At 69.5% G+C, this 22,647-nt stretch carries 15 protein-coding genes; 7 read left to right on the forward strand and 8 right to left on the reverse strand.

What is annotated here, in order from left to right:
* The first annotated feature begins 32 nt into the window (after positions 1–32).
* The 6 genes from ACIBHX_RS09355 (at position 33) to ACIBHX_RS09380 (ending at position 8,309) form a co-directional block, all read left to right on the forward strand.
* Complete coding sequence (locus ACIBHX_RS09355; protein WP_397065824.1) at positions 33–515, forward strand: (2Fe-2S)-binding protein; 483 nt, start codon at positions 33–35, stop codon at positions 513–515.
* Complete coding sequence (locus tag ACIBHX_RS09360) at positions 512–2,842, forward strand: xanthine dehydrogenase family protein molybdopterin-binding subunit (RefSeq protein ID WP_397065826.1); 2,331 nt, start codon at positions 512–514, stop codon at positions 2,840–2,842. The genes ACIBHX_RS09355 and ACIBHX_RS09360 overlap by 4 nt, the downstream gene beginning before the upstream one ends.
* Positions 2,839–3,693 (forward strand): FAD binding domain-containing protein, encoded by an 855-nt coding sequence (locus tag ACIBHX_RS09365; protein WP_397065828.1) that lies wholly within the window; start codon positions 2,839–2,841, stop codon positions 3,691–3,693. The genes ACIBHX_RS09360 and ACIBHX_RS09365 overlap by 4 nt, the downstream gene beginning before the upstream one ends.
* 78 nt (positions 3,694–3,771) lie before the next feature.
* Positions 3,772–4,470, forward strand: coding sequence for an SRPBCC family protein (locus ACIBHX_RS09370; protein ID WP_397065830.1), 699 nt, complete (start codon positions 3,772–3,774; stop codon positions 4,468–4,470).
* A gap of 93 nt (positions 4,471–4,563) precedes the next feature.
* On the forward strand, positions 4,564–7,236 hold the full coding sequence (locus ACIBHX_RS09375) for a CDP-glycerol glycerophosphotransferase family protein (protein WP_397065832.1): 2,673 nt from the start codon (positions 4,564–4,566) through the stop codon (positions 7,234–7,236).
* Complete coding sequence (locus tag ACIBHX_RS09380) at positions 7,233–8,309, forward strand: glycosyltransferase (RefSeq protein ID WP_397065833.1); 1,077 nt, start codon at positions 7,233–7,235, stop codon at positions 8,307–8,309. The genes ACIBHX_RS09375 and ACIBHX_RS09380 overlap by 4 nt, the downstream gene beginning before the upstream one ends.
* A 33-nt stretch (positions 8,310–8,342) precedes the next feature.
* Here ACIBHX_RS09380 and ACIBHX_RS09385 read toward each other — a convergent pair whose 3' ends face one another.
* The 7 genes from ACIBHX_RS09385 to ACIBHX_RS09415 form a co-directional block, all read right to left on the reverse strand.
* Positions 8,343–9,386 carry a sulfotransferase family protein gene (locus tag ACIBHX_RS09385; protein ID WP_397065835.1) on the reverse strand — a complete coding sequence of 348 codons (1,044 nt, stop codon included), beginning with the start codon at positions 9,384–9,386 and terminating at the stop codon, positions 8,343–8,345.
* A gap of 13 nt (positions 9,387–9,399) precedes the next feature.
* Positions 9,400–10,185 (reverse strand): CDP-alcohol phosphatidyltransferase family protein, encoded by a 786-nt coding sequence (locus tag ACIBHX_RS09390; protein ID WP_397065837.1) that lies wholly within the window; start codon positions 10,183–10,185, stop codon positions 9,400–9,402.
* 16 nt (positions 10,186–10,201) lie between these two features.
* Positions 10,202–11,245 carry a sulfotransferase family protein gene (locus ACIBHX_RS09395; RefSeq protein WP_397065839.1) on the reverse strand — a complete coding sequence of 348 codons (1,044 nt, stop codon included), beginning with the start codon at positions 11,243–11,245 and terminating at the stop codon, positions 10,202–10,204.
* A gap of 121 nt (positions 11,246–11,366) precedes the next feature.
* The gene (locus ACIBHX_RS09400; RefSeq protein ID WP_397065841.1) at positions 11,367–12,509 is read right to left on the reverse strand and encodes a phosphonoacetaldehyde reductase; all 1,143 of its coding nucleotides are present in this window, start codon (positions 12,507–12,509) and stop codon (positions 11,367–11,369) included.
* Positions 12,506–13,627, reverse strand: a complete 1,122-nt coding sequence (gene aepY, locus ACIBHX_RS09405; protein WP_397065843.1) for a phosphonopyruvate decarboxylase — start codon at positions 13,625–13,627, stop codon at positions 12,506–12,508. The genes ACIBHX_RS09400 and aepY overlap by 4 nt, the downstream gene beginning before the upstream one ends.
* 2 nt (positions 13,628–13,629) lie before the next feature.
* Complete coding sequence (gene aepX / locus ACIBHX_RS09410) at positions 13,630–14,904, reverse strand: phosphoenolpyruvate mutase (RefSeq protein WP_397065845.1); 1,275 nt, start codon at positions 14,902–14,904, stop codon at positions 13,630–13,632.
* Positions 14,905–14,954: 50 nt separating this feature from the next.
* Positions 14,955–16,973, reverse strand: coding sequence for a tetratricopeptide repeat protein (locus ACIBHX_RS09415; protein WP_397065847.1), 2,019 nt, complete (start codon positions 16,971–16,973; stop codon positions 14,955–14,957).
* Positions 16,974–17,312: 339 nt separating this feature from the next.
* Here ACIBHX_RS09415 and ACIBHX_RS09420 point away from each other — a divergent pair, with 339 nt between their 5' ends.
* Entirely contained in the window at positions 17,313–19,256 is a 1,944-nt protein-coding gene (locus tag ACIBHX_RS09420; RefSeq protein WP_397065849.1) for a tetratricopeptide repeat protein, read from the forward strand.
* Positions 19,257–19,303: 47 nt separating this feature from the next.
* On the opposite strand, the gene ACIBHX_RS09425 is transcribed toward ACIBHX_RS09420, so the two are convergent.
* Positions 19,304–22,546, reverse strand: coding sequence for a CDP-glycerol glycerophosphotransferase family protein (locus tag ACIBHX_RS09425; protein WP_397065851.1), 3,243 nt, complete (start codon positions 22,544–22,546; stop codon positions 19,304–19,306).
* Between the last annotated feature and the right edge of the window lie 101 nt (positions 22,547–22,647).

Genomic DNA, 22,647 nt, shown 5'->3' on the forward strand with positions numbered 1-22,647 from the left:
TCCGCATTTCCCCCTGCTCTGAGGGAGGACGTATGCCCCGGATCGCCGTCACCGTCGACGGAGTCAAGTACGAGGAGGATGTTGAGCCGCGGCTTCTCCTCGTTCACCTGCTGAGAGAGCGCCTGGGTAAGACCGGCACTCCCGTCGGCTGCGACACCAGCAACTGCGGCGCCTGCACTGTGATGCTCGACGGCAAGAGTGTCAAGAGCTGCTCGGTGCTGGCCGTACAGGCTGACGGCTGCGACGTCGTCACCATCGAGGGCCTGGGCGTCAACGGGTCGATGCACCCGATGCAGCGGGCCTTCCACGAGGAACACGCCCTGCAGTGCGGATACTGCACGCCGGGCATGGTCATGGCCTCGATCGACCTGCTCCGCGAGAACCCCGACCCCTCCGAGGAGGACATCAGGGAGGGTCTGGAGGGCAATCTCTGCAGGTGCACCGGCTACTGCAACATCGTTCGCGCGGTACGGCGGGGCGCGCAGGAAATGAACCAGGCGGTGAGCTCGTCATGACCACCGACGTCGGGCCCGAGGTCGGCCGGGCCAGAAAGCGCAAGGAGGACGCCAGGCTCCTCACCGGACGTACGCAGTGGACGGACAACCTGCAGCAGCCGGGGATGCTGCAGGTCATGTTCCTGCGCAGCCCGATGGCGCACGCCAGGATCACCAGGGTCGACGTGTCCGGCGCGCGCGAGCAGCCCGGGGTGGTGGCCGCCTTCAGCGGCCAGGACTTCGCCGGAGAGCAGGGCAGCCTGCCGTGCGCCTGGCCCGTGAGCGAGGACGTGGTCATCCCCGAGCACCCGCCGATGGCGGTCTCGGAGGTGCGCTACGTCGGCGAGGCCGTGGCCTGCGTGGTGGCCACCGACCGTTACCGCGCGGCGGACGCGCTGGAGGCCATCGAGGTCGACTACGAGCCGCTGCCGCCGGTCCTGGACATGAACGACGCGCTCACCGAGAGCAGCCCGAAGGTCCACGAGGCGGGCAACCAGGCGTTCACCACCAAGATCACCTCTGGTGACATCGAGGCCGCCTTCAGGGACGCGCCGGTGGTCGTCGACAGGACCTTCATCCAGCAGCGTCTCATCCCGACCGCGATGGAGCCGCGGGCGATCGTCGCCTCGACCGACGGCGACTCCTTCACGGTCTGGTCGTCGACGCAGATCCCGCACGTGCTGCGGGTCATGCTGGCGGTCGTGACCGGCATCCCCGAGCACAAGATCCGCGTCATCGCTCCCGACGTCGGGGGCGGCTTCGGCTCGAAGCTGCAGGTCACCGCGGAGGAGGTGCTCTGCCTGCTGCTGACCAGGAGGCTGGGCAAGCCGGTCAAGTGGACGGAGTCGCGCTCCGAGGGCAACCTGACCGTGCACCACGGCCGCGACCAGATCCAGCACGTCAGGCTGGCCGCCGAGGCCGACGGGCGCATCCGCGGCCTGCAGGTGGACCTGCTGGCCGACATGGGCGCCTACCTGATGCTGGTCACGCCGGGCGTGCCGCTGCTCGGCGCGCAGATGTTCAACGCCATCTACAAGATGGACGCCTACGAGTTCGCCTGCACGGGCGTGTTCACCACGAAGATGCCGACCGACGCCTACCGGGGCGCGGGCAGGCCGGAGGCCACGTTCGCCATCGAGCGGATCATGGACGAGCTGGCCGCCGAGCTCAAGCTCGACCCGCTGGAGGTCAGGCGGCGTAACTGGATCAAGCACGAGGAGTTCCCGTACACCACGATCTCCGGTCTCACCTACGACTCGGGCAACTACGAGGCGGCCACGGACCGGGCGATGGCGCTGTTCGGCTACGACAAGCTGCGGGCCGAGCAGGCCGACCGGCGCGACAGGGGCGACCCCGTCCAGCTGGGCATCGGCGTCAGCACCTTCACCGAGATGTGCGGGCTGGCCCCGTCCAGGTGGCTGGGCATGGCCAACTACGGCGCCGGCGGCTGGGAGCACGGCTCGGTGCGCATGCTGCCCACCGGCAAGGTCGAGGTCATCACCGGCACCTCGCCGCACGGGCAGGGCCACGTGACGTCCTGGAGCCAGATCGTGGCCGACGCGCTCGGCGTGCCGTTCGACGACATCACCGTGCTGCACGGCGACACCGCGATCGCGCACAAGGGCATGGACACCTACGGCTCGCGCTCGCTGGTCATCGGCGGCATCGCCGTGCTCAAGGCCTGCGACAAGGTCAAGGACAAGGCGCGCAAGCTGGCCGCGCACATGCTCGAGTGCTCGCCCGACGACCTGGAGTTCGAGGCGGGCGCGTTCAAGGTGCGGGGCACCGACTCGCAGAAGACCATCCAGGAGCTGGCCTACGCGGCCTTCACCGCGCACGACCTGCCCGACGGGGCGGAGGCGCGGCTGGACTCCGAGGCCACGTTCGACCCGGAGAACTACTCCTTCCCGCACGGGACGCACCTGTGCGCGATCGAGGTGGACACCGAGACGGGCATGACCAAGATCCGCTCGTACGTGGCGGTCGACGACATCGGCAAGGTGGTCAACCCGCTGATCGTCGAGGGCCAGGTGCACGGCGGCATCGCGCAGGGCATCGCGCAGGCGCTGTTCGAGGAGGCCGTCTACGACGTGGAGGGCAACCTGCTCACCACGACGATGGCCGACTACCTGGTGCCGTCGGCGGCGGACCTGCCGACCTTCACCACCGACAGGACGGAGACGCCCGCCACCAGCAACCCGCTGGGCGTCAAGGGCGTCGGCGAGGCGGGCACGATCGCCTCGACTCCGGCCGTCGTCAACGCCGTCGTGGACGCGCTGCGCCCGCGCGGCATCCACGACATCCAGATGCCCTGCACGCCTGAGAGGATCTGGAGGGCTCTCCAATGATTCCCGCACAGTTCGAGTACCTGCGCGCCGGCTCCCTCGGCGAGGCCTGCCAGGCGCTGGCCGCCGACGAGGACGCCAAGGTCCTGGCGGGCGGGCAGTCGCTGCTGCCGCTGCTGCGCCTGCGGCTGGCCTACCCCACGACGCTGGTCGACGTGGGCCGCCTGCCCGATCTGTCGGGCGTGCACGACCGCGGCGACCACGTCTTCATCGGGGCGATGGCCACCCACGACGAGGTGGTGCACTCCGGCGTGGTCAACGCCGACTGCCCGCTGGTGTCGCTGGCCGCCGCGACGGTCGCCGACCCGGCTGTACGGCACCGCGGCACGTTCGGCGGCTCCCTGGCCCACGCGGACCCGGCGGGCGACCTGCCCGCGGTGGTCCTGGCGCTGGACGGGGTGTTCGTGGCCCGGTCGGCGGAGGGCGAGCGGGAGATCCCGGCGGCCGACTTCTTCGTCGACTACCTGGAGTCCTCGCTGCGGCCCGGCGAGGTCCTGGTCGGGGTGAAGATCCCCAAGCTCGGCCCGGGCTGGGGATACCACTACGAGAAGTTCCACAGGACCGCGCAGTCCTGGGCCATCGTCGGAGTGGCCGCGGCCGTCAAGCGCTCCAACGGCGCCATCCAGGAGGCCAGGATCGGCCTGACCAACATGGGCCCGGCTCCGGTGCGCGCCCGCGCGGTGGAGACGGCCCTGCAGGGTGTGGAGCTGGGTGACCAGATCCGGCAGGCATGCGAGGAGGCGGACGCCGACACCTCGCCGCCGTCCGACCTGCACGCGCAGCCCGACTACCGCAGGCACCTGGCCAAGGTGCTGACGCATCGCGCGATCCGCACCGCCGCCGGGACGCCCTGACGGTCCCAGGGGGCACCCCTTCCGGGGTGCCCCCGAGCGACGTAGTGTCGCAATCAGCGCGGGAGAAGGAGCGGATCGATGGCGATGCGGTTCGAGCATGAGTTCACGGTTCCCGTCCCGATCGAGCAGGCCTGGGCGGTGCTGCTCGACGTCGAACGGGTGGCGCCGTGCCTGCCGGGGGCGACGCTCGACACCTTCGAGGGCGAAGAGTTCACCGGCAGGATGAAGGTCAAGGTCGGTCCGATCACGGTGACCTACCGTGGTACGGCCACCTTCGAGGACGTCGACAAGGACGCCCACACACTCACGATCAAGGCGTCCGGCAAGGAGGCCCGCGGCTCCGGCACCGCCGCCGCCACGGTCAAGGCCACGCTGACGCCGGCCGCGGACTCGACGACCGCGGTCAAGGTCGAAACGGAGTTCAACGTCACGGGTAGACCCGCGCAGTTCGGCCGTGGGGTGATGGCCGAGGTGGGCTCGAAGCTGATCGACAGGTTCGCGGCCAACCTCGCGGAGCTGTTCACCGAGCCGGCCGCCGAGCTGCAGGCCGTACCCGAAGGGCGGGAGGAAACTGTCGAGGAGCGGCATCTGACCGCGGTGCCCGACGAGGACGCGCGGCCGTCGGGTACGCTGCGGACTTCGCGCACGCCCGACGAGGAGGCGCTCGACCTGCTGGAGATCGCCGGTGCGCCGTTGCTGAAGCGGGTGGCGCCGATCGTCGGAGCGGTCGCGGTGGTCCTTCTCATAGCGTGGTTGATTCGTCGCATTCTGCGGTGATTTTCAGCAAAAAGACCATCAAGTCCGGACACATCACCCCAACCAGGGGGAATGCCTCATCCCGAGTCGGTTCGACTTCTCGGGGGAGATGGCATGCCGGACTGCACCGTTGTCGTGATCACCTACAACGACGCCGAACGCCTTCCCAGGGCCGTGAAATCGGTGCTGAACCAGTCGCTGCGTGACCTCGAGGTGGTCATCGCCGACGACTCCAGCACCGACGACACCCCGCGCGTGGCCGCCGAGCTGGTGCGTTCCGACCTCCGGGTGCGGTACCTGCGGCGCAGGTCCAACTCCGGGGGGTGCGGAGCGCCGCGCAACGACGGGCTGGACGCGGCGGTCTCGCCGTACATCATGTTCCTCGACAGCGACGACCAGCTGCCCACGCATGCCTGCAAGAGCCTGGTGGACGAGATCAGGCGGACCGGGGCGGACTTCGTGTCGGGGCAGATCTCGCGGCTGTACGAGGCCACTGGGCGGCAGGAGCGCTACTACCCGTCGCTGTTCGCGCGGCGGCGGGTCGTGGAAGGGATCAGGCACGAGCCGGAGCTGTTCCTGGACAGCTTCAGCACCAACAAGCTCTACGACGTGCGCTTCCTGCGCGAGCACGTGCTGCGGTTCCCTGAGAACCTGCACTACGAGGACCACGTCTTCGCCGCCGAGCTGTACGCGGTCGCGCGCCGCTTCGCGATCGTGCCGTGGGTGATCTACCTCTGGCACCGCGCCGCCGAGGAGTCCTCGATCTCGCTGAGCATCGACCAGATGGAAAACGTCCGGCACCGCGTGCTGGCGGCCCGGCTGAGCGACAAGATCCTCCTCGACCACGGTATGGCCGACCTGGTGCCCGCGCGCCAGGGACGTTTCCTGCGCCAGGACCTGCGCGTGTACCTCAACCCGCTGCCCCGCCGCAACCGGGTGTGGGTCAAGGAGTTCGCCTCGGTCGTCGGGCCCTATCTGAAGGAGATCCCGCAGGAGATCTACGACCGGATCGATCCGATGATGCGCGTGTGCTGCCGGCTGATCATCGAGGACCGCGTCGACGACCTGATGGTGGCCGCCCGCTCGCTGTGCGGCACCAAGGCCCCGCCACGCGCCGCGCTGCGGCAGGACGGGCGTACCTACTGGGGCACCACGCTGGAACCCGCCATGGACATCACCGCGCTGCGCCTGGCCGAGCTGCCCTTCAGCGCGACCAGGCTGCGGCACGAGGTCGGCGAGATCACCTCCGACGGCGCCGAGGTGACGATGACCGTGCACACCTACGACCCGTTCGGGGTGCTGCCGCTGGATCGGCAGGCGTTCCTGGAGCTGGGCGACCAGCGGATCCCGATCGAGCCGCAGCCGTCGGGCGAGGGCGGGTACGTCAGCGAGATCACCTTCGCCCCGGCGGCCATGGGCGCCCCGCGCATCGGCTTCACCCGGGAGCGCGACGGGCACACCACCGCCGACCCGCTGCTGGTGGACCCGAACATGAAACCCGTCGAGCTGCCCGGCTGCACGTTGACGGCCGAGGGGAACGCGGCGTACCTGCGGGTGCACGGGGCCGCGGTCACGCCCCGCCTGGCGCAGCGGGTCAAGCGGGCCGTGCTGCGCAGGGTCAGCACGCCGGCGACGAAGCTGCGGGTCTACAAACTGCTGATCAAGCTGGTCCCGCCGCGCAAGGACCTGGCGCTGTTCGAGTCCGACTGCGGCAAGGGGTACACCGGCAGCCCGCGCGCCATCTACGAGGAGCTGCGCCGCCAGGACCTGCCCATTGAAGCGGTCTGGTCGGTGGCCAAGCACCGCGCCAACTTCCCCGGCGACGTCCCACTGGTGCGGCGCGGCAGCTGGCGCTACATCTGGACGATGGCCAGGGCCGGGTTCTGGGTCGACAGCCACGGCTTCCCGCTGGACTACCCCAAGCCGCGGGGCACCCGCTACCTGCAGACCTGGCACGGGCAGGGCATCAAGTCGATCGGCTTCGACGCCCCGGACCTGCGGGCCGACTTCGACCAGCCGCGCGAGCAGTGGCGGGCCGCCGTCGCCCGCTGGGACGCGCTCGTGTCGCCCAGCGCCGAGTTCTCCCGCGTGTTCGTGCCGAACCTGGGCCACACCGGCGCCGTCATCAGGTACGGCACGCCCCGGTGCGACGCGCTGATCAGGGGCACACTGCCCGACGGCGTCCGGGAGCGGCTGGAGATCCCGCCCGGCCGCAAGGTCCTGCTCTACGCCCCCACATACCGCGATAGGGCGAAAAATACTGGTAAATCAGTACGGGTGAACCTGGACCTGCTGGCCGAGGAACTGGCCGACGAGTGGGTGCTGATCCTGCGCACGCACCCGGTCGAGCGCTTCCGCGTCCCGGAGCGGGTCCGCCACTTCGTCCGCCCGGCGGGCTCGTATCCGGAGATCAACGATCTCATCCTGGTGTCCGACGCGCTGCTGACGGACTACTCCTCCGTGATGTGCGACTACGCGGTCACCGGCAAGCCGATGCTGTTCTTCGTCGACGACTGGGACGACTACCGGCTCGGCGAACGCGGCGTCTACCACGACCTGCCCTCCATCGCCCCCGGTCCCTGCCTGACCAGAACCGAGGACCTGGTCGCCTGCCTGCGCGACCTGCCCGCCGTCCATCGAAGGTACGCCGGCAGGTACGCCGCCTTCCGCCAGTTGTGGTGCGCCGACGAGCGCGGCAACGCCTCGGCGCGGATCGTGCGGGAGTTCTTCGCCCTGCCGGCGACCATGCCCGCCCCCGACCGCTCGGTCCTGTGGGGTGCCCGATGAACGCTCCCGTGAGCGTGGTCTTCGCGTGCATGGACGCCGACACCCTCGGCGGCATCCAGCAGGTCACCCACACACTGGCGCAGGGACTGGCTGGCCGCGGGCACGACGTGCACGTGGTCGGCCTGCACCGGGCGACCGCCCCGTTCCGCTACGTCCAGGAGCCGCGCTACCGGCACCACGTGATCAGCAGGTCACCGATGGGCGCGCAGGGCACGGTGGCCCGCCGGCTCGCCGACCGGCGGCTGGCCAGGCTGTTCGGCTCGATGAAGTCCGGGTTCGCGGTGCTGACCTCGCCGGGCGTGGTGACCAGGCTGAGGCCGGTGCTGCCGGGGTCGTTGCGGCCGATCGGGCAGTACCACGGCTCCTACGAGCACGCCCGCGGCTGCTGGCACCTCGGCTCGATCAGGACGCACTACCCGGACCTGGAGCAGGCCGTCTTCCTCAGCGACGACGACGCCTGGCAGTTCTCCGAGCACGCGCTGCTGCCCAACACCCGGGCGCTGCCGAACCCGCTGGCCGTCTGGCCCGAGCAGGTGTCGCCGCTGTCCACGCCGCGGGTCCTGGGCGTCGGCCGGCTGCACGGCGTCAAGCGGTTCGACCGGCTGATCAGCGCCTTCGCCAGGACCGGGGCGCCCCCTCCGTGGCAGCTGCACCTGATCGGCGACGGGCCCGAGCTGGAACGGCTGCGCGAGCACGCGATCCGCGAGGGCGTGGGCGACCGGGTGGTCTTCCGCGGCCGCGTTCCGGCAGCCGAGATGCCGGCCGAGTACCTGAGCGCGGCGGTACTGGCGATCAGCAGCGAGCACGAGGGGCTGCCCATCGTGCTGCTCGAGGCGGCCGCGCACGGGGTGCCCGCGGTGGCCTTCGACGTCTCGGGCGGGCTCCGCTCGGTCGGCCCGCAACTGGTCCCGCCGGGCGACGTGGACGCCTTCGCGCTGGAGCTGGCGCTGCTGATGGACTCCATGCGGGAGCGGCGGCGCCTCGGCGCCGCCGCCCGGGAAACAGCCGAGGCCTTCCGCCTCGAACTCGTGCTGGACCGCTGGGAGTCCCTGTTCGCTCACGTCATGCGCTGAGCTTGGGCACTGCCGCGGCCCTGTCGGCTCACGTCATGCGCTGAGTCGCTCCAGGGGGGCGGTGCGCTGCCGTGGCACGCCCGCCAGCGCCTGCTGGCCGGCGGTGATCCGGGCGGCCACCGGGCCCGTCTCTCGCAGCCGCTCGAGGCGGTCGCGCATGGCCCTGCGTATCCGGCCGGCCCTGCGCTTGTGCGCGGTGCGCTGGTAGGCGGCCAGGTGGTCCATGCGGGCCTTCGGGGCGCCGGTGAGCTCGTAGCCCAGCGACTGGAGCCGGTCGCCCAGTACCTGCTCACAGAGCGCGATCTCCCACGCCTCCAGCCGGGACGACCAGCTGCCCACGCGCGAGCGGGTGACGTCGCCGTGGGTGTTGCTGTGCCAGACCTTGCGCGCCGGCACCGCCATGCCGGCCGCCTGGCGCGGCGAGACCATGGCCGGCTCGAAGTCCTCCTCCAGGAAGTGGCAGAGCCTGGCCAACTCGCTCGCCGGGTCGGCCGTCAGCTCCTCATAGCGCAGCTCGTAGTAGGTGCCGGCCGGCATGGAACCGCGCAGCCTGTCCCCGGCGTCGATCGACTCGGCCCAGGTGGCGACCGCGTGGTAGGAGTCCAGTGTGTACCAGGGCATCTCCTTCAGCGAGGCCACGCAGTCGCGTCCGTCCCTGATCAGGTGGACGAACTGGGCGTCGGGGAAGAGCCGGAGCAGGATGTCGACCTGCTTGACGTAGCTGGGTCGCTTGTCGCCCCAGCGCGGCGCGCAGAACCGGTCCGCGTACATGCGGAACGCGGTGCCGATCACCGAGCCCAGGGAGCCCGGGCCCTGGACGGCCTGCCGTACGAACTCATGCTCGTCGATCTTGAGCTCGTGGAACTTCGTGCTCCAGTCGGTGGCGATCCAGCGGGCCAGCGCCCCGCGCGCGGCAGGCTCGCGCAGGTCGCCGAAGGAGCGGCGGCCCTCGTAGGCGGGCACCACGAACCGAGTCTCCGGCGGCACCGCCAGGCGCGGGTGGGAGTGCAGCATGAGCTGCAGCATCGTGGTCCCCGAACGCGGGCAGCCGACGACGAACACGGGCCGGTCAGACATTCCATCCCCCGAATCAGACGAGAACGTGCTCGCGGCTCTGCTGGGTGACCGCACTGTGCCTGCGCGTGAAGAGCCAGAGCCGGTAGATCAGGAAGAGCTCGTTGGCCAGCAGCAGCACGCTGGCCACGGCCGAGACCGGCACCAGCGCCGGCACGCCGATCAGCGGCGCCACCACGAACACCGACGCGTGGAACTCGATCCCGCTGAACACGTGCGACCGCACCCGGCGCCGGGCCAGGAACCTGTTGACCCGCTTCATGAAGCTCGGTGGCCTCCCCGGCGAGCGCGGCGCCGGCACCATGTCTGCCCTGGCGTCTGCCCTGGCCTGCTTGGCCTCCCTGACCACCTCGCGCACGCGCTTCATCTGCGGCGCGTTCACGTAGCGGAAGAGGTCGAGTACGGCTACCGCCGCGCCGACCACGATGTAGGTGACGTCGCCGGTGGCCGCGTACTGACCGTAGGCCAGACCGGCGGCGCAGAACACCACCCGCACCCGGTCGCCCACGTAGTCCAGCCAGAGACCGAAGGGCGTCCCCGTGCCCTTCAGCCGAGCGATCTTCCCGTCCACACAGTCGATCATGAAGCTCAGGTAGAACAGGAGCGCCCCCGCGGCAAGCTCCTGTGCTGCCAGGCAGGCCGCGCTCCCCAGTCCGAGCGCCAGCGAGATCACCGTGAGCGCGTTGGGGGTCAACCGGGTCCGGTTGGCCACCACCAGCGCCACGGGACAGGCGATCGGATCGACGAGATAGACCGTCCACCACGAGTCGCGCGATTTCCGCGTCTCGTGCACATCTGCCATCGAGTACCTGGTCACCTCAGCCCACCCAGACCTCGGCGGACTTCCCGCGCAGCGGCGCCAGCCCGGCGGCGGCCCGCTGGCCGTCGGTCAGGAGGGCGGGCACGGGACCCGGCTCGCGCAGCCGGTTCCACCGGTCGTTCATGACCTTGCTGCGGCGGTTCTTGGAGCGCTTGCGAAGCGTGGCGCGGAAGGCGGCCAGGTGCTGCGCGGCCGCCTGCGGCGCGTCGCTGAGCTCGTAGCCGCGCGCCCTGAGCCGGTCGCCGAGCGCGCTCTCGCACAGCGCGATCTCCCAAGGCTGCAGCCTGGTGGTCCAGGTACCGACGCGGGACCGGGTGACCTCGCCGTGCGTGTTGGTGTGCCACACCTTGTGCTTCGGTACCGCGACCTTCGCCGCCTGTTCCGGCGAGACCGAAGCCGGGTCGAACTCCTCGCCGAGGAAGTGACACAGCTTCTTCATCTCGGTCACCGGGTCGTCGGTCAGGTCCTCGTAGTGCAGCTCGTAGTAGGTGTCGTCGGGCAGCGACCTGCGCAGTTCCGCACCGGCGTCCATGGCCTCGGCCCAGGCCGAGACGGCGTGGAAGGTGTCCAGGTTGTACCAGGGCATCTCCTTCAGCGAGGCCACGCAGTCGCGGCCGTCCCTGATCAGGTGGACGAACTGGGCGTCGGGAAAGAGCCGGCGCAGCAGCGGCGTCTTACGTACGTAGCTGGGCCGCTTGTCGCCCCAGCGGCTCTTGCCGAAGCGGTCGGCGTACATCCGGAACGCGGTCCCGATCACGGACCCGAGAGAGCCCGGGCTCAGCGCCGCCTGCCGGATGAACTCGGCGCGGTCGAGGCCCAGCTCCCTGAACTTGGTGGTCTTGTCATCGGCAATCCACTCGGCGAGCGCCTCGCGGTTGCGCGGATCGCGCATGTCCCCGAACCTGCGGCGCTTGTAGTAGGCCGGCTCGACGAACCTGGTCTCCGGCGCCACCGCGATCCGCGGGTGGGAGTGCAGCATGAGCTGCAGCATCGTGGTACCGGAACGCGGACAGCCGATGACGAACACGGGCCGATCGTTCATGTGGTTCTACCCCCCCGTGGGCTGGTGCCTAGAAATTAAGAATGGCCACCTTGGGTACGTCAGCGACTACTGTCTGCTACACCTAGAGCATGTCCATGCCGCTTCTTGACCCAGCTGTGTGTTAGAAAGCGCGTCGCATGAGGTCCGTGAGTTCCTCGGTGGTGAACCGGACCGGATTGTTGCTCATGCGCTGCGCGTTGGCCGCCGAGGCGAGCCGCCTCAGCTGGTCGGGTGTATCGACGCCGATCTCGGCCAGCCGCATCGGCAGCCCGAGCCGGTCGCCCAACTCCGTCCACCGCCGTCCGGCCTGGCCGTGGCTGGTGGCCCCGAGCGAGTCGACGATCGTGGACAGTGCCGCGGTGTGCGCGCCGATCGTCACTCCAGGCTGCAGGCGCCCCTCGTCCGCCTCGCCGTGGGCGCCGATGAACGCGCCGAGCGTGAGGGCCACCGCGTGCCCGTGGCTCACGCCGTATCTCTTGGTGATTCCGTAGGACAGGGCATGGGCCGCCGTGGTCCTGGAGATGTCGATGGCCCGCCCCGCCAGGTGACTGCCGATCGCCATGGCCCGTGCCGCTCCTGCGGAGGGCGCGCGGACGAAGTCCTCGATGGCGGGCATGAGGACCCGCAGCGCCCGCCGGGCGTAGCGGCGGCTGTCGTCGGTGGCTCCTGACGCCCACAGACTCTCGATGGCCTGCGCGACCGCGTCGAGGCCGGAGGCGGCCCGCTGGTAGGCGGTGCCGCTCACCGTGAGGTCCGGGTCGAGCAGCACGGCGTCGGGGCGCATGGCCTCGCCGCCCACCGAGTACTTCTCCGAGCCGATGTAGACGACCGCGAAGTGGGTGGCCTCGCTGCCGGAGCCGCTGGTGGTGGGCGCGAGCACGAGCCGACGGTCTCTGACGGGCGCCGGCCGGCCCTCGCGGATGGCGTGGGCGAGCTTGTCGGCGTCCGTGACGCCGGGGAAGGCGCACAGCAGCTTGGCCATGTCCAGCGTGGACCCGCCCCCGACGCCCACGATGACGTCGGGATCCAGGTCGGCCGCGATGGCCAGGCCCTCGATCAGGTCCGCCGCGTCGGGATTGGGGCTGAACCCGCTCCACCGGCGTACCTGGGCGACCTGGGTGAGCGGGGCGAGCACGCGGTCGGCGCCGGACGCCTCGAAGGAGTGTCCGCCGCACACCAGCAGCACCCGCCGCGCCCCCCACGACCGCACGAGCTCCGGGAGCCGCTGGATGGCCCCGGAACCGTAGCGGACGGCGCCGCTCACCCCTGCCCACCTCGCAGGGCCGCCATGAACGCCTGCTTGTTCTGCTCCGGCGTCCTGGTCGGCCTGCCGAGGTCGGGGCGGTTGCCCGGGCGGACCCGCAGCTCGAGCAGCGCGGGCCCCCCTGACTCGCGCAGGCCGGAGACCAGGTCCGGGATCTCGGCCACGTCGTCGGTCGACACGGCCTGCCGGTATCCCAGCGCCATGGCCGCGGCCACCACGTCGACCCTGCCGATCGAGGTCGGCTGCCCGCCGACGCTGTCGTGGACCCCATTGTTGAACACCACGTGGAAGTAGCGGCCCGGCGCCTGGTCGGCGATCACCGCGAGGCTGCCCAGGTGCATCAGCAGGGCCCCGTCCCCGTCGAAGCACCACACCTCGCGCTCTGGGTCGCTCAGGGCCACGCCCAGGGCGATCGAGGAGGCGTGCCCCATGCCGCCGACGGTCAGGAAGTCCTGGCCGTGGCCGCCCTGCCGCTCCCGGTACTCGAACAGCTCCCGGCTGAGCATCCCGGTGGTGGACACGACGGCCGCCGTGGGGCCTACCGCCGCCGCCAGGGCCGTCAGCGCCTCCTCGCGGGAGGCCTGCGCGCCGCGGTCCTGGGCGGCCGGCCGTACGGCCTTGGCGAAGGTGTCCTTCTCCACCAGCAGCACGTACGGGCCGTCGCAGGCCAGCGCCTCCTTCAGCGACTGGGCGGCCTCGGCGGCGTCCTTGGGCAGCACGGCCCACGGCACCTGGATGGAGTCCAGCAGGTCGGCCATCACCCTGCCCTGCTTGACGTGCTGCGGCTCGTCCTTGACGCCTGGCCGGCCGCGCCAGCCGACCAGGACGACCATGGGGATGCGGTAGACGTCGGGATCGGCCAGCGACAGCAGCGGGTTGACCAGGTTGCCGAAGCCGGAGTTCTGCAGGTACACCAGCGCCGGGCTCGCCGTGCGCAGGTGGTGCCCGATCGCGATGCCCACCGCGGCGCCCTCGTTGGCGGCGATCACGTGCTCGCCGCGGCCCACGGTGGTGTCGAGCGTCGTGCACAGCTCCTTGAGCAGGCTGTCGGGCACGCCGGTGAACAGGGAGATGCCCTGCTCACGGCAGGTCTGGACGAACCAGGAGGGATCGAGCATCGTCAGTTCTCCGGAATGATCGACAGGGTTTCCTTGACCGAGGCGAGCAGCGGTTCGGCCTCCAGCGCCCTGCCGTGCTCCAGGATGGTGTGGGCGACCTTGGTCATCTGCGGGTAGGCGCCGCGGAGCAGGTGGTTGGCGTAGATGACCATGTTGACGCCGTGGTCGACCAGCTCGGCCTCGGTGACCTGCGGGTAGCTGGTCGGCACCACGACGAGCGGCACCCGCGTGGGCAGCTTGTCGAAGTAGCGGCAGAACTCGAAGATCTCGTCCGGCTTGCTGTTACGGCTGTGGATCATGATGCCGTCGGCGCCGGCGTCGATGTAGGTCTCCGCCCGCCTCACCGCGTCGTCCATGCCCTTGTCGAGGATGAGGCTCTCGATGCGGGCGATCACCATGAAGTCGTCGGTGATCTGCGCCTGCTTGCCGATCTTGATCCGCTGGGCGAAGTCGGCCGGCTCGGACTGCGTCTGTGCCACGTCGGTGCCGAAGAGCGAGTTGCGCTTCAGCCCCTCCTTGTCCTCGATGATGACCGCGGAGACGCCGAGCCGCTCCAGCGAGCGGACGGTGAAGCCGAAGTGCTCCGGCTTGCCGCCGGTGTCGCCGTCGAAGACCAGCGGCTTGGTGGTCACCTCGAACAGCTCGTTGACGGTCTGCAGCCGGGAGGAGATGTCCACCGCCTCGATGTCCGGCTTGCCGCGGAACGTGGAGTCGGTCAGCGAGGAGGACCACATGCCGTCGAACTCGCGCGGGCCGCCGTCGGCCACCACGCTCGCGTGCTCGACGATCAGCCCGCTGAGCCCGCTGTGCACCTCCAGGACGCGCACCAGGTCCTTGCTGTCCAGCAGCCTGCGCAGCCGCGACAGCCGCACGTCGGGGGTGGTGCCGATCTGCTTGATCGATCCGTGCAGCTGGGTGGAGGAGATGCCCTGGGTGTAGGGCACCTCGATCAGCCGGCCGCCCCAGCTCGCCAGCGCGTCGATGACCCGCTGGCGGGTCTCCTTCTGTACGCCGCTGCGCCAGTCGTCGCCGTGGACGACGAAGTCGGGCCTGAGCGCCTGGAGGTTGGGCACGTAGTCGAGCGTCTCCTGGGCCACCACGCGGGCCACGCCCTTGAGGTTCTCGACGACGGCGCGACGCTGGTCGTAGGTCATGTGCGGCAGGCGCTTGTAGCCGGCGATCGCCGCGTCGGTGAGCAGGCCGACGGTGACGTCGCCGAGCTCGGCCGCCTTCTGCAGGATGTTGATGTGTCCCGGATGGATGAGGTCCGCGCTCATCCCGACGTATACCGTCGTTTCTTGCTCCATATTTCCCCCCAGATTAATGGTCAGTCGTTGATGAAGCCGGTTTCCGCGGGCTGTTGAATTCCCACGAAACGGCCGGCTCCGGGGAATTCCCGGGCCACCGCCTCGGCCTCTCGCGCGAATTCGGCCAGTTCCGCCGGACGTAGCCAGGAACGGCGCATGTACTTCACGTCCTCCGGCTTTCTGTAGTAGCGGAATCCGGGCTGCGGGGTGCGCCACGTCTCCCCGTAGTTCTCCACCAGGAACGCCTCCACGTCGTTCGGCACGTAAACCTGGTGACCCAGGAATTCCGTTTGCCGTACCGGCTCGAAATCCGCCCGTGTCAGCCGGTGCCTGATGAAGCCCCAGGCCGCCCCGTCGCGGAACCAGATCGGGTTCACGTCGAGCCAGATGCCGTGCATCCGGACCTTGAAGAGCCGGCCGCCCGCAGCGGCGCCGATGTCGCAGCCGGCGCGCAGCAGCGTGAGGGCGTCCCGCCGCAGCTCGGCCTTGAGCCGCGCCGGGTTCCTGGAGTTGGCCAGGTAGGCGACGTCGAAGTCGTCGTCGCCCGCGATGAACGCGCCGTCGCGATGGCAGCCGAGCAGCGTGCCGTACAGCAGGAAGAGCTGCTTGCCGAGCAGATCCTCCAGCAGGTCGCGCATCTCGCCGTAGGCCTTGACGTAGACCAGCTGGCGGTCGTTGAGCTCGGCTTCAGGAAGGGCGAGCGTGCCCTTCTTGCTCAGGGTCCTGCCCTCGGCCAGCAGCCCGTCGAGCCGTCCCACGCCACCGGGGTTGGTCAGGACGAGCGCGCGGGCGCCGCCCCCGGCCACCAGATGGCGACCTCCGGCGAGCATGGTCAGCGAGGCCGACTCCGGGAAGTCCGCCAGCGCCGAGTGCGTGATCTCGTAGGAGAAGCCCGGCCGCCAGTTGCGTGTGTTGACCTCGATCTTCCTGACCCGCGTGCCGTCGACGTGGAGTTCCACCTCGTCGCCGGTGTCGGGGAGCAGGAAGCCGTGCAGGCGCAGCCCGGTGCCGGTGACGAGGGCCTCGAAGTAGCCGGCAGGTGCGGCCTGGGTGGTCTCGTCCCCGGGCGTGACCGAGCGCAACAGTCTCGGATCGTCGCCGGCCTCGGAAACGTATCGTTCCCTGAAGCGCCAGTCGGACTCGACGGTGTTGCGCCAGGCCCGCTTCACGGTAGCCAGCTCGTCCAGTGCCTGCCGGTAGGCGCGGGCCGCCTCCCCGTTCTGGCCGAAGCGTTCGTACAGGCGGCCGAGCCGGTAGGAGATGCGCGGGCTGCCCACCTTCTCCTGCGCCGCCGCCTCGAGCGCGGCGACCGCCTCCGCGAACAGGCCCGGATCGGCCTGCGTGGCTACCGTCTCGACCCCCAGCCCCGACCCGGGCCGCGCTTGGGCGGCGATCGCCTCCACGTGCAGGCCCTGGTCGGGCCGGGTGACGGCCGCGGGCGAGGTGACGCAGCGGAACGGCACGCGGTACCGCAGAACCAGGGAGCGGGCCAGCTGGAGGAGGACCTCGCTGTCCGGGTCCTGGATCCGGCGCAGTGTCTCGGCCGCCGACTGCCAGTCGCCCACCTTGTCGTAGGCGTCGGCCAGCCGGCGCACCAGCCTGGGGTCGTCCCCGAAGGCCGCCTGCCCGCGCAGGTAGACGGCTATCGCGGCGAACGGGTCGTCGCCGGACTCGAGCACCTGCCCCAGCGCCAGATGCAGCCGCGGGCTGGTGGGCTTGAGCGAGATGAGCGCCTCGTAGCACTCGACGGCCTCGGCCCACTTGGCCTGCCGTACCCGCAGTTTGGCCAGCCTGGTCAGCCACGGATAGCTGTCCGGCCGCAGGGCGACGGCCGCCGCGTAGGCGGACTCCGCCTCGGGCACCCGTCCCTGACGCAGCAGGATCCGGCCGAGCCTGAGGTGGCACGCGGCGTCCTCGGGCCGCAGGAGTGTCGCCCTGCGGTAGAAGAACTCCGCCTCCCGGTAGCGCCCGCGCTGTTCGGCCAGGCGGCCGAGCCGCATGCGCAGCGCGGCCTCGTCGGCTCCGAATCCCGCCCGCACACGGCATATCCACCCGTACCCATGCCGCCGGACGAGAGGGCCGAGGCCCCGTCCGATATCGCGGCGAATCCGGCCGATGCGAAATCGCGGCAACGCGTCCCCCTCCCGATCGATTGCCACGCAAACGTAGGAGTGGTCGACTCGACCGGCCATTGACTCGACCGGAGCTTTACCAATGATCACCCGCCAGTTGTCTGGGCGATATCCACCCATACGCTGACTAGCCGGCTATTTTCCCTTCGTTCTTGACGGCAATAATCGCGGCAAATCCAAGAGCCCACCAAAGGATGTGGTTAGTGTTTGCCCAAGTCAGAACTGCCGAATCCGAGGGTGAACCTAGTGAAAGTCCTCAATCCCAAAGCGCTTGTCGACACCATTTCCAAACGCGGCCGGCGAACGCGCCGCGCGCTGACCGCACGGCGACGCGCGATGGAGGTCAGGCGCAACCCCGAGGACGCACGGCGATGGGCCAAACTCGGGCGGGCGCTCGAACGGAGGAAGGACTGGCAGGCCGCCGGTGACGCCTACTCGGCCGCGCTGCGGCTCCGTCCCGACTCGGCCATCTACCACGGCAAGTTGGCGCGGGTCGCCAAAGTCCAGGGCGCCTGGCAGGACGTCATCGCCCACCTCCGCCGCGCCCTGGAGCTCCAACCGGGCAAGTACGTGTGGGTACGCGCCCTGGGCCGCTGCCTCGCACAGGGCGGCGAACTGGCCGAGGCGATCGACATCCGCGACCTCGACCGGCTCGAGGTCTCCCTGGCACGGGCCAAGGATCGGACGCGCGTACTCAAGGTGATCGCCAAGGTGGCCGAGTCACTGGGCCAGTGGCAGCGTGCCTCCGAGGCGCTCCAGGAGATGATCGACAGGGCACCGCACGAGCACGAATGGCGCTACCGGCTGGCGCACAGCCTCGAAAGGCTCTACTCGGTACCGTTCACCTTCGGCGCCGACGGAGTGGCGAGCAACAGCCACGCGCCCGAGGACGCCTTCGACCAGGCTGTCAGGCACTTCTCTTACCTGGTCGAGCACCACCCTCGGCGAGTGCACGCCGTACACCGGCTGGGCGGGCTGCATGAGGCGCACGGCGACCTGGAGGCGGCGGCGGAGGTCTATCGGCTGGCCGTGCAACGCCTTGAGGAGATCGACGCCACCTGGACCCACATGGCGCTGCAGAACTGGCGCTTCCGCCTCGCCTACGTGACCCGCCAGTCCGACGACGTCCGGATCGGGCGAACGGTCACTCCCGACCTGGATACGGTCGCCCCGCTCACGACGACGTGCGCCGGCTTCTTCGAGGCCCACATCACCGCCACGGGCCTGCGCATCTCTGGTTACCTGGCCCCGGGGACCAAGGAGAGCGTCGCCATCCACGTCGGCGGTCGCGTGCTCAAGCGGATCACCGTCGACGCCGGGCCCTGGCTGCCCACCTTCTCCTACGAGCTCACCCATGAGGTGATGGGCCAGTTCGACGAGCGGACCGAGCTGGAGCTGACCGTGGAGGGGCGGCACCTTGTCACCACCGCCAACGCCACCACCGTGCGGGTTCATGTGCCGGGCGGCAACGGCAAGCTGCCCGAACTCCTGGCGGAGGGGCGGGTGCCGACCAAGTGGGGCGGCTGGCCGCCCAGCGAGAGCGAGCAGGTGGCGCGCCTGCTCGTCTACGTCCGCGCCAAGGAGATCCTTGAGCGACACTTCGGCAAGCACCTGTTCCTGTTCTACGGCACGCTGCTCGGCCACCACCGCGACCAGGGCTTCATCCCCGGGGACGACGACTTCGACTGCGCCTACCTCGCCGACTCGACCCACCCGAAGGATCTGAAGGTCGAGTTGCAGGAGACCTCGCTGCGGCTGATGGAGCTCGGGCTCGACATCTGCTTCGCCGGCAACGGCCGCATGATCAAGGTGGGGCTCAACGGGATGTGGATCGATGTCATTCCCGTGTGGTTCCACCGCGGCAGGGCCTGGTCATTCGACGCCCACGAGCTGCAGAAAGAGGCCTTCGAGCCCGTGGTGCCCGCGACCTTCATGGACCGCGAGGTCTACGTGCCCCGCGACACGGAGGCGTTCCTGGTGGACAACTACGGACCGGGCTGGCGGACACCCAGGTCAGACTTCCGCTACTACCAGGACAAGAACGACAGGAAGGTGCTGGCCACGACCTGGCTGACACCGAGCGAGGTGAGGGAGTTCGCCGAGCGGGCCGAGCGGGTGCGTGCGGGCAGCCCGTCCGCGGGCCGGTTCGCGGGTCTGGAGATCCCTGGCGGCGAGCCGGGATTCCGCTAGACACACGACTTCGGCCTGTCCGCCGACGTGACGGACAGGCCTGGAAGTCACTTGGCGAAAAGGCGGGCCGCGAGCCTCGCGGTGGCCTGGCCGTCGTCCTTTCGGAACGCGGCGTAGCGGGCGCTGTACTCGAGCTTGACCGCGTCGAGGTCCGAAAGCGCGTCGACGATCTCTTCCGTGGTCCGCAGCACGGGACCTGGCGGGTCGAAGTCGCGCTCCTCATCGAGGTCGTAGGCGTAGAACAGCACCGGGCGCGCGGTGTTGAGGAAGGTCGCGGCGACCGAGGAGTAGTCGGTGACGAGCACGTCCGCCGCGGCGAGCAGCCGGTTGACGTCCGGGTAGTTCGCGACGTCGACGACGAAGTCATCGTTCATCCCGAGCAGGTCGTCGATGGCCTCAGGATGCCGCCGCACCAGGAGCACGTACTCCTCGCGCAGGGTGTCGGTGAACTTGGCGGGTTCCAGACGCAGGGCGAACCTGTACCGACCCGAGCCGTAATGCTCGAAGGGCCTGCGGGTCGGCGCGTAGAGCAGGATGTGCTTGCCTGCGGGGATGTTCAGCTCCCGCCGGACGGCCGCGGCGATCTCCGCCAGGTCCCCGTTGACCAGCAGGTCGCTTTCTGGGCGGCCGATCGTGGGGTCGTCCCCGGTGTGCGTCACCGTCTGGCCCTTGCGACAGACGAACCAGTCCGGCAGATCGACGTCGGTCACGATGTGGCGGCTCGTGGCCAGGGCTTCGTACCACCCGCGGCTCATCAGCTCGACGCTGCGGACCCCCTCGGGCAGGGGGGCCTGCCCGTCGCTGGTCACCCAGACGTGCTCGACCGCGTGCTCGCCCGCCGAGAGCAGCTCGTACAGCGCCCGTGGCGCGCCGGAGTACTTCTTCCCGCCGAAGCTGCTGTAGAGAATCGCCTCGCGCAGCGGCCGATCCCGAAGGCGGGGATAGCGAACCTCTCGCAGGGTGCGCTGGTTGAACGCGCCCCGCTCGTCGTCGCCGAGGCGGGGCAGGACCTGAAGCACCAACCGGTCCAGGCTCAGGGCGGCGACGTGGAAGCCGTCCCTCGAGCCCAGCTCGGCCAGGGCCTGGCCGGCATGGGGGAAGTCCACATCGCCGCAGTCTCGGGTCCGCAGGATGAAGCGCCACGTCCCCGGCCGGAGCGGGAGCACGGTCCCGGCCACCGGAACACGCGTCGGATCGAGCCGAGCGCTCCAGGTGCCGTCGGGCCCGGCCTCGATCGGCACGAGCCGCTCTTCCCGTCGCCTGTTGTGCCGGACCACCATCCCGTACGGTTGCCCGCCCGAACCCGAGATCTCCAGGGTCCCGCCGGCTCCCCAGCGGACGCGCTCCATCGTCGGCAGAGCCGGGCGAAGCGTGGCCGTCGCCTTTCCGCTGTGATCGACGGCGATGTCCAACCGCTGACCGTCAGCGAACAGGCTGACAGTTCCCATCCCAAAGTCCGCCGGGAGGCTACGGTCCGCCTGACCGGGGAGGACGAGGTTGAAGTACAGGCGATTCTGAGGGGCGGACACCGGAGCCGCCGTCGCGGGCCCCACCTCTGCCAGCACCTGGGACATCGGCAGCCGAGCCGTGAAGGTAGCGAAGCCCTTGGGACCGCGCGCGGTCGCCAGCGGCACAGACACCTCGGCCACCTGGGATATCCTGCGCAACTGCAGCCGAGCGCCCTCGGTCGGCTTTCCGCGCACGAGTCCGGACAGGACCACGTCTTCGCCATCGGCCCGGCAGCCGGTCAACATCGCCTCGGTCTTCTTGACCCGCAGTATGAGGGCGCCGTCCTCGATGATCGGAATGATCCGGGCGTCGGCGTCCACGTCGATGGGACGCAGGTCACGCGCGATCAGGATCGAACCGGCAGCGAGCAGGCCCTTGCACAGCCCGCGTGGGGTCATCGCCGTCATGGTCAACCGCCAGACGCCGTAGAGCCAGCGACCTTCTTTCTTCAGCATCCCGAGGTCGAGCCGGGCGTCGTATCCGGCGTAGCCGGCACTCCACTCCGCATGCTCGGGCTGCGACGCCGCAGCCTGCGGGCTGGGGGTGGCCTGGAAAGGCACGCGGTGCTTCGTGCCAGACTTGTCATGGGTCGCCCAGATGGCGCGGTTCGCGGCCGTGAGCCGGCCTTCGGCGGGCAGTCCGGCCAGGTGGCCGAACCCGATGATCCGCACCTGGTCGCCGTCGAGCTCCACACTGCTCACGGCGCCGTGCACGTCGCCCTGCTCGCCTGGAGGCCGGAAATGTGCGCGCAGAATCGACGGCCTGCCCCTGTCCGGAGCGGGGGGTGCCACCGCCTGAAGGTCTTCCATCAGCCCTGACAGATCACCCCGCTTGGTGAGCAGGATCCGCTGACGCAGATCCGGCGGAAGGCCGTCGATCACCTCCTCAGGAGCACGCTCCAGGTAGTCGGCGGCCTTGTCCATGAACTGTCCACGCACCTCCGGCGAGGTTGCGGCCAGATACCTGTACATGATGACGAACTTGTGGCCGATGTCCTCGGCGTAGAAAAGGCCGAGCAGGTCCGGCCGTTCCCGGCTCAGGAAGTCGATCGAGAGGAGTGAGGTCTCGATCCGGTCGGTGAAGAAATGCGCCTCCGTGTTCTGCTGACTGATGGACCGCCCGGTACCTACCTCGCGCATCCGCCAGTAACAGGTCGGAATCCTGACCACGTCCACGGAATGGGCGAGCGCATGCGCCCGGACGCTTACCGGACCGTCTTCGAACGTGAGCCCTTCCGGAAACTCCAGACCTGCCGCGTCCCAGAAGCGGCGCCGATAGAATTTGTTCCCCGCGAGAAAGTCGCGCATGAGCGCAGGGGTTTTCTCCACTGTTGTGCTGAGGATGCTCTTCGCGTGTGAGTCGCTCTGCATGGGCACGTCGAAAGTGCCCCTGCTGTCGAGTCGGACGACCCGGCCCGACAGGAAATCCGAGCCGGTCTGCTCCAGCGTCCGAATCACGGATGTGAATGCGTAGTGCGGGCTGATGTCATCGGAGTCGAAAAACGTCAGGTAGTCGCCCGTCGCGTGACGGATCCCGACGTTGCGCGCCTTGCTCAGGCCACCGTTCTCCTGGCTTATCAGGAGAAAACGCTCATCCCTGGCGGCGAACTCCTTCGCGATCAGGGCGCTGCCGTCTGTCGACCCGTCGTTGACCATGACCACTTCGATATTGGTGTGGGTCTGCGCGGCCAGGGACTCGAGCGCCACCCGCAAATAGCGCTCAACATTGTAAATCGGAACAATTGCCGACACTAGCGGCATACGCTTGTCCGTGACTTCCATAGAGAAGCATGTTAGCCAGCTTGATGACTCCATGACTAAGCAACACTCGATGCGTTTACCTTGGCCTGGACAATCACACACCTTCCCACCATCCGTGGCCT

This window comes from Nonomuraea sp. NPDC050536, from assembly GCF_044457685.1.
In the GTDB taxonomy this organism is placed as follows: Bacteria; Actinomycetota; Actinomycetes; order Streptosporangiales; family Streptosporangiaceae; genus Nonomuraea.

Coding starts and splice junctions, on each gene's coding strand:
- ACIBHX_RS09355 (WP_397065824.1), top strand. CDS start 33: ATGCCCCGGATCGCCGTCACCGTCGACGGAGTCAAGTACGAGGAGGAT.
- ACIBHX_RS09385 (WP_397065835.1), bottom strand. CDS start 9,386: ATGTCTGACCGGCCCGTGTTCGTCGTCGGCTGCCCGCGTTCGGGGACC.
- ACIBHX_RS09365 (WP_397065828.1), top strand. CDS start 2,839: ATGATTCCCGCACAGTTCGAGTACCTGCGCGCCGGCTCCCTCGGCGAG.
- ACIBHX_RS09390 (WP_397065837.1), bottom strand. CDS start 10,185: ATGGCAGATGTGCACGAGACGCGGAAATCGCGCGACTCGTGGTGGACG.
- ACIBHX_RS09395 (WP_397065839.1), bottom strand. CDS start 11,245: ATGAACGATCGGCCCGTGTTCGTCATCGGCTGTCCGCGTTCCGGTACC.
- ACIBHX_RS09375 (WP_397065832.1), top strand. CDS start 4,564: ATGCCGGACTGCACCGTTGTCGTGATCACCTACAACGACGCCGAACGC.
- aepY (WP_397065843.1), bottom strand. CDS start 13,627: ATGCTCGATCCCTCCTGGTTCGTCCAGACCTGCCGTGAGCAGGGCATC.
- ACIBHX_RS09370 (WP_397065830.1), top strand. CDS start 3,772: ATGGCGATGCGGTTCGAGCATGAGTTCACGGTTCCCGTCCCGATCGAG.
- ACIBHX_RS09360 (WP_397065826.1), top strand. CDS start 512: ATGACCACCGACGTCGGGCCCGAGGTCGGCCGGGCCAGAAAGCGCAAG.
- aepX (WP_397065845.1), bottom strand. CDS start 14,904: ATGAGCGCGGACCTCATCCATCCGGGACACATCAACATCCTGCAGAAG.
- ACIBHX_RS09425 (WP_397065851.1), bottom strand. CDS start 22,546: ATGGAAGTCACGGACAAGCGTATGCCGCTAGTGTCGGCAATTGTTCCG.
- ACIBHX_RS09380 (WP_397065833.1), top strand. CDS start 7,233: ATGAACGCTCCCGTGAGCGTGGTCTTCGCGTGCATGGACGCCGACACC.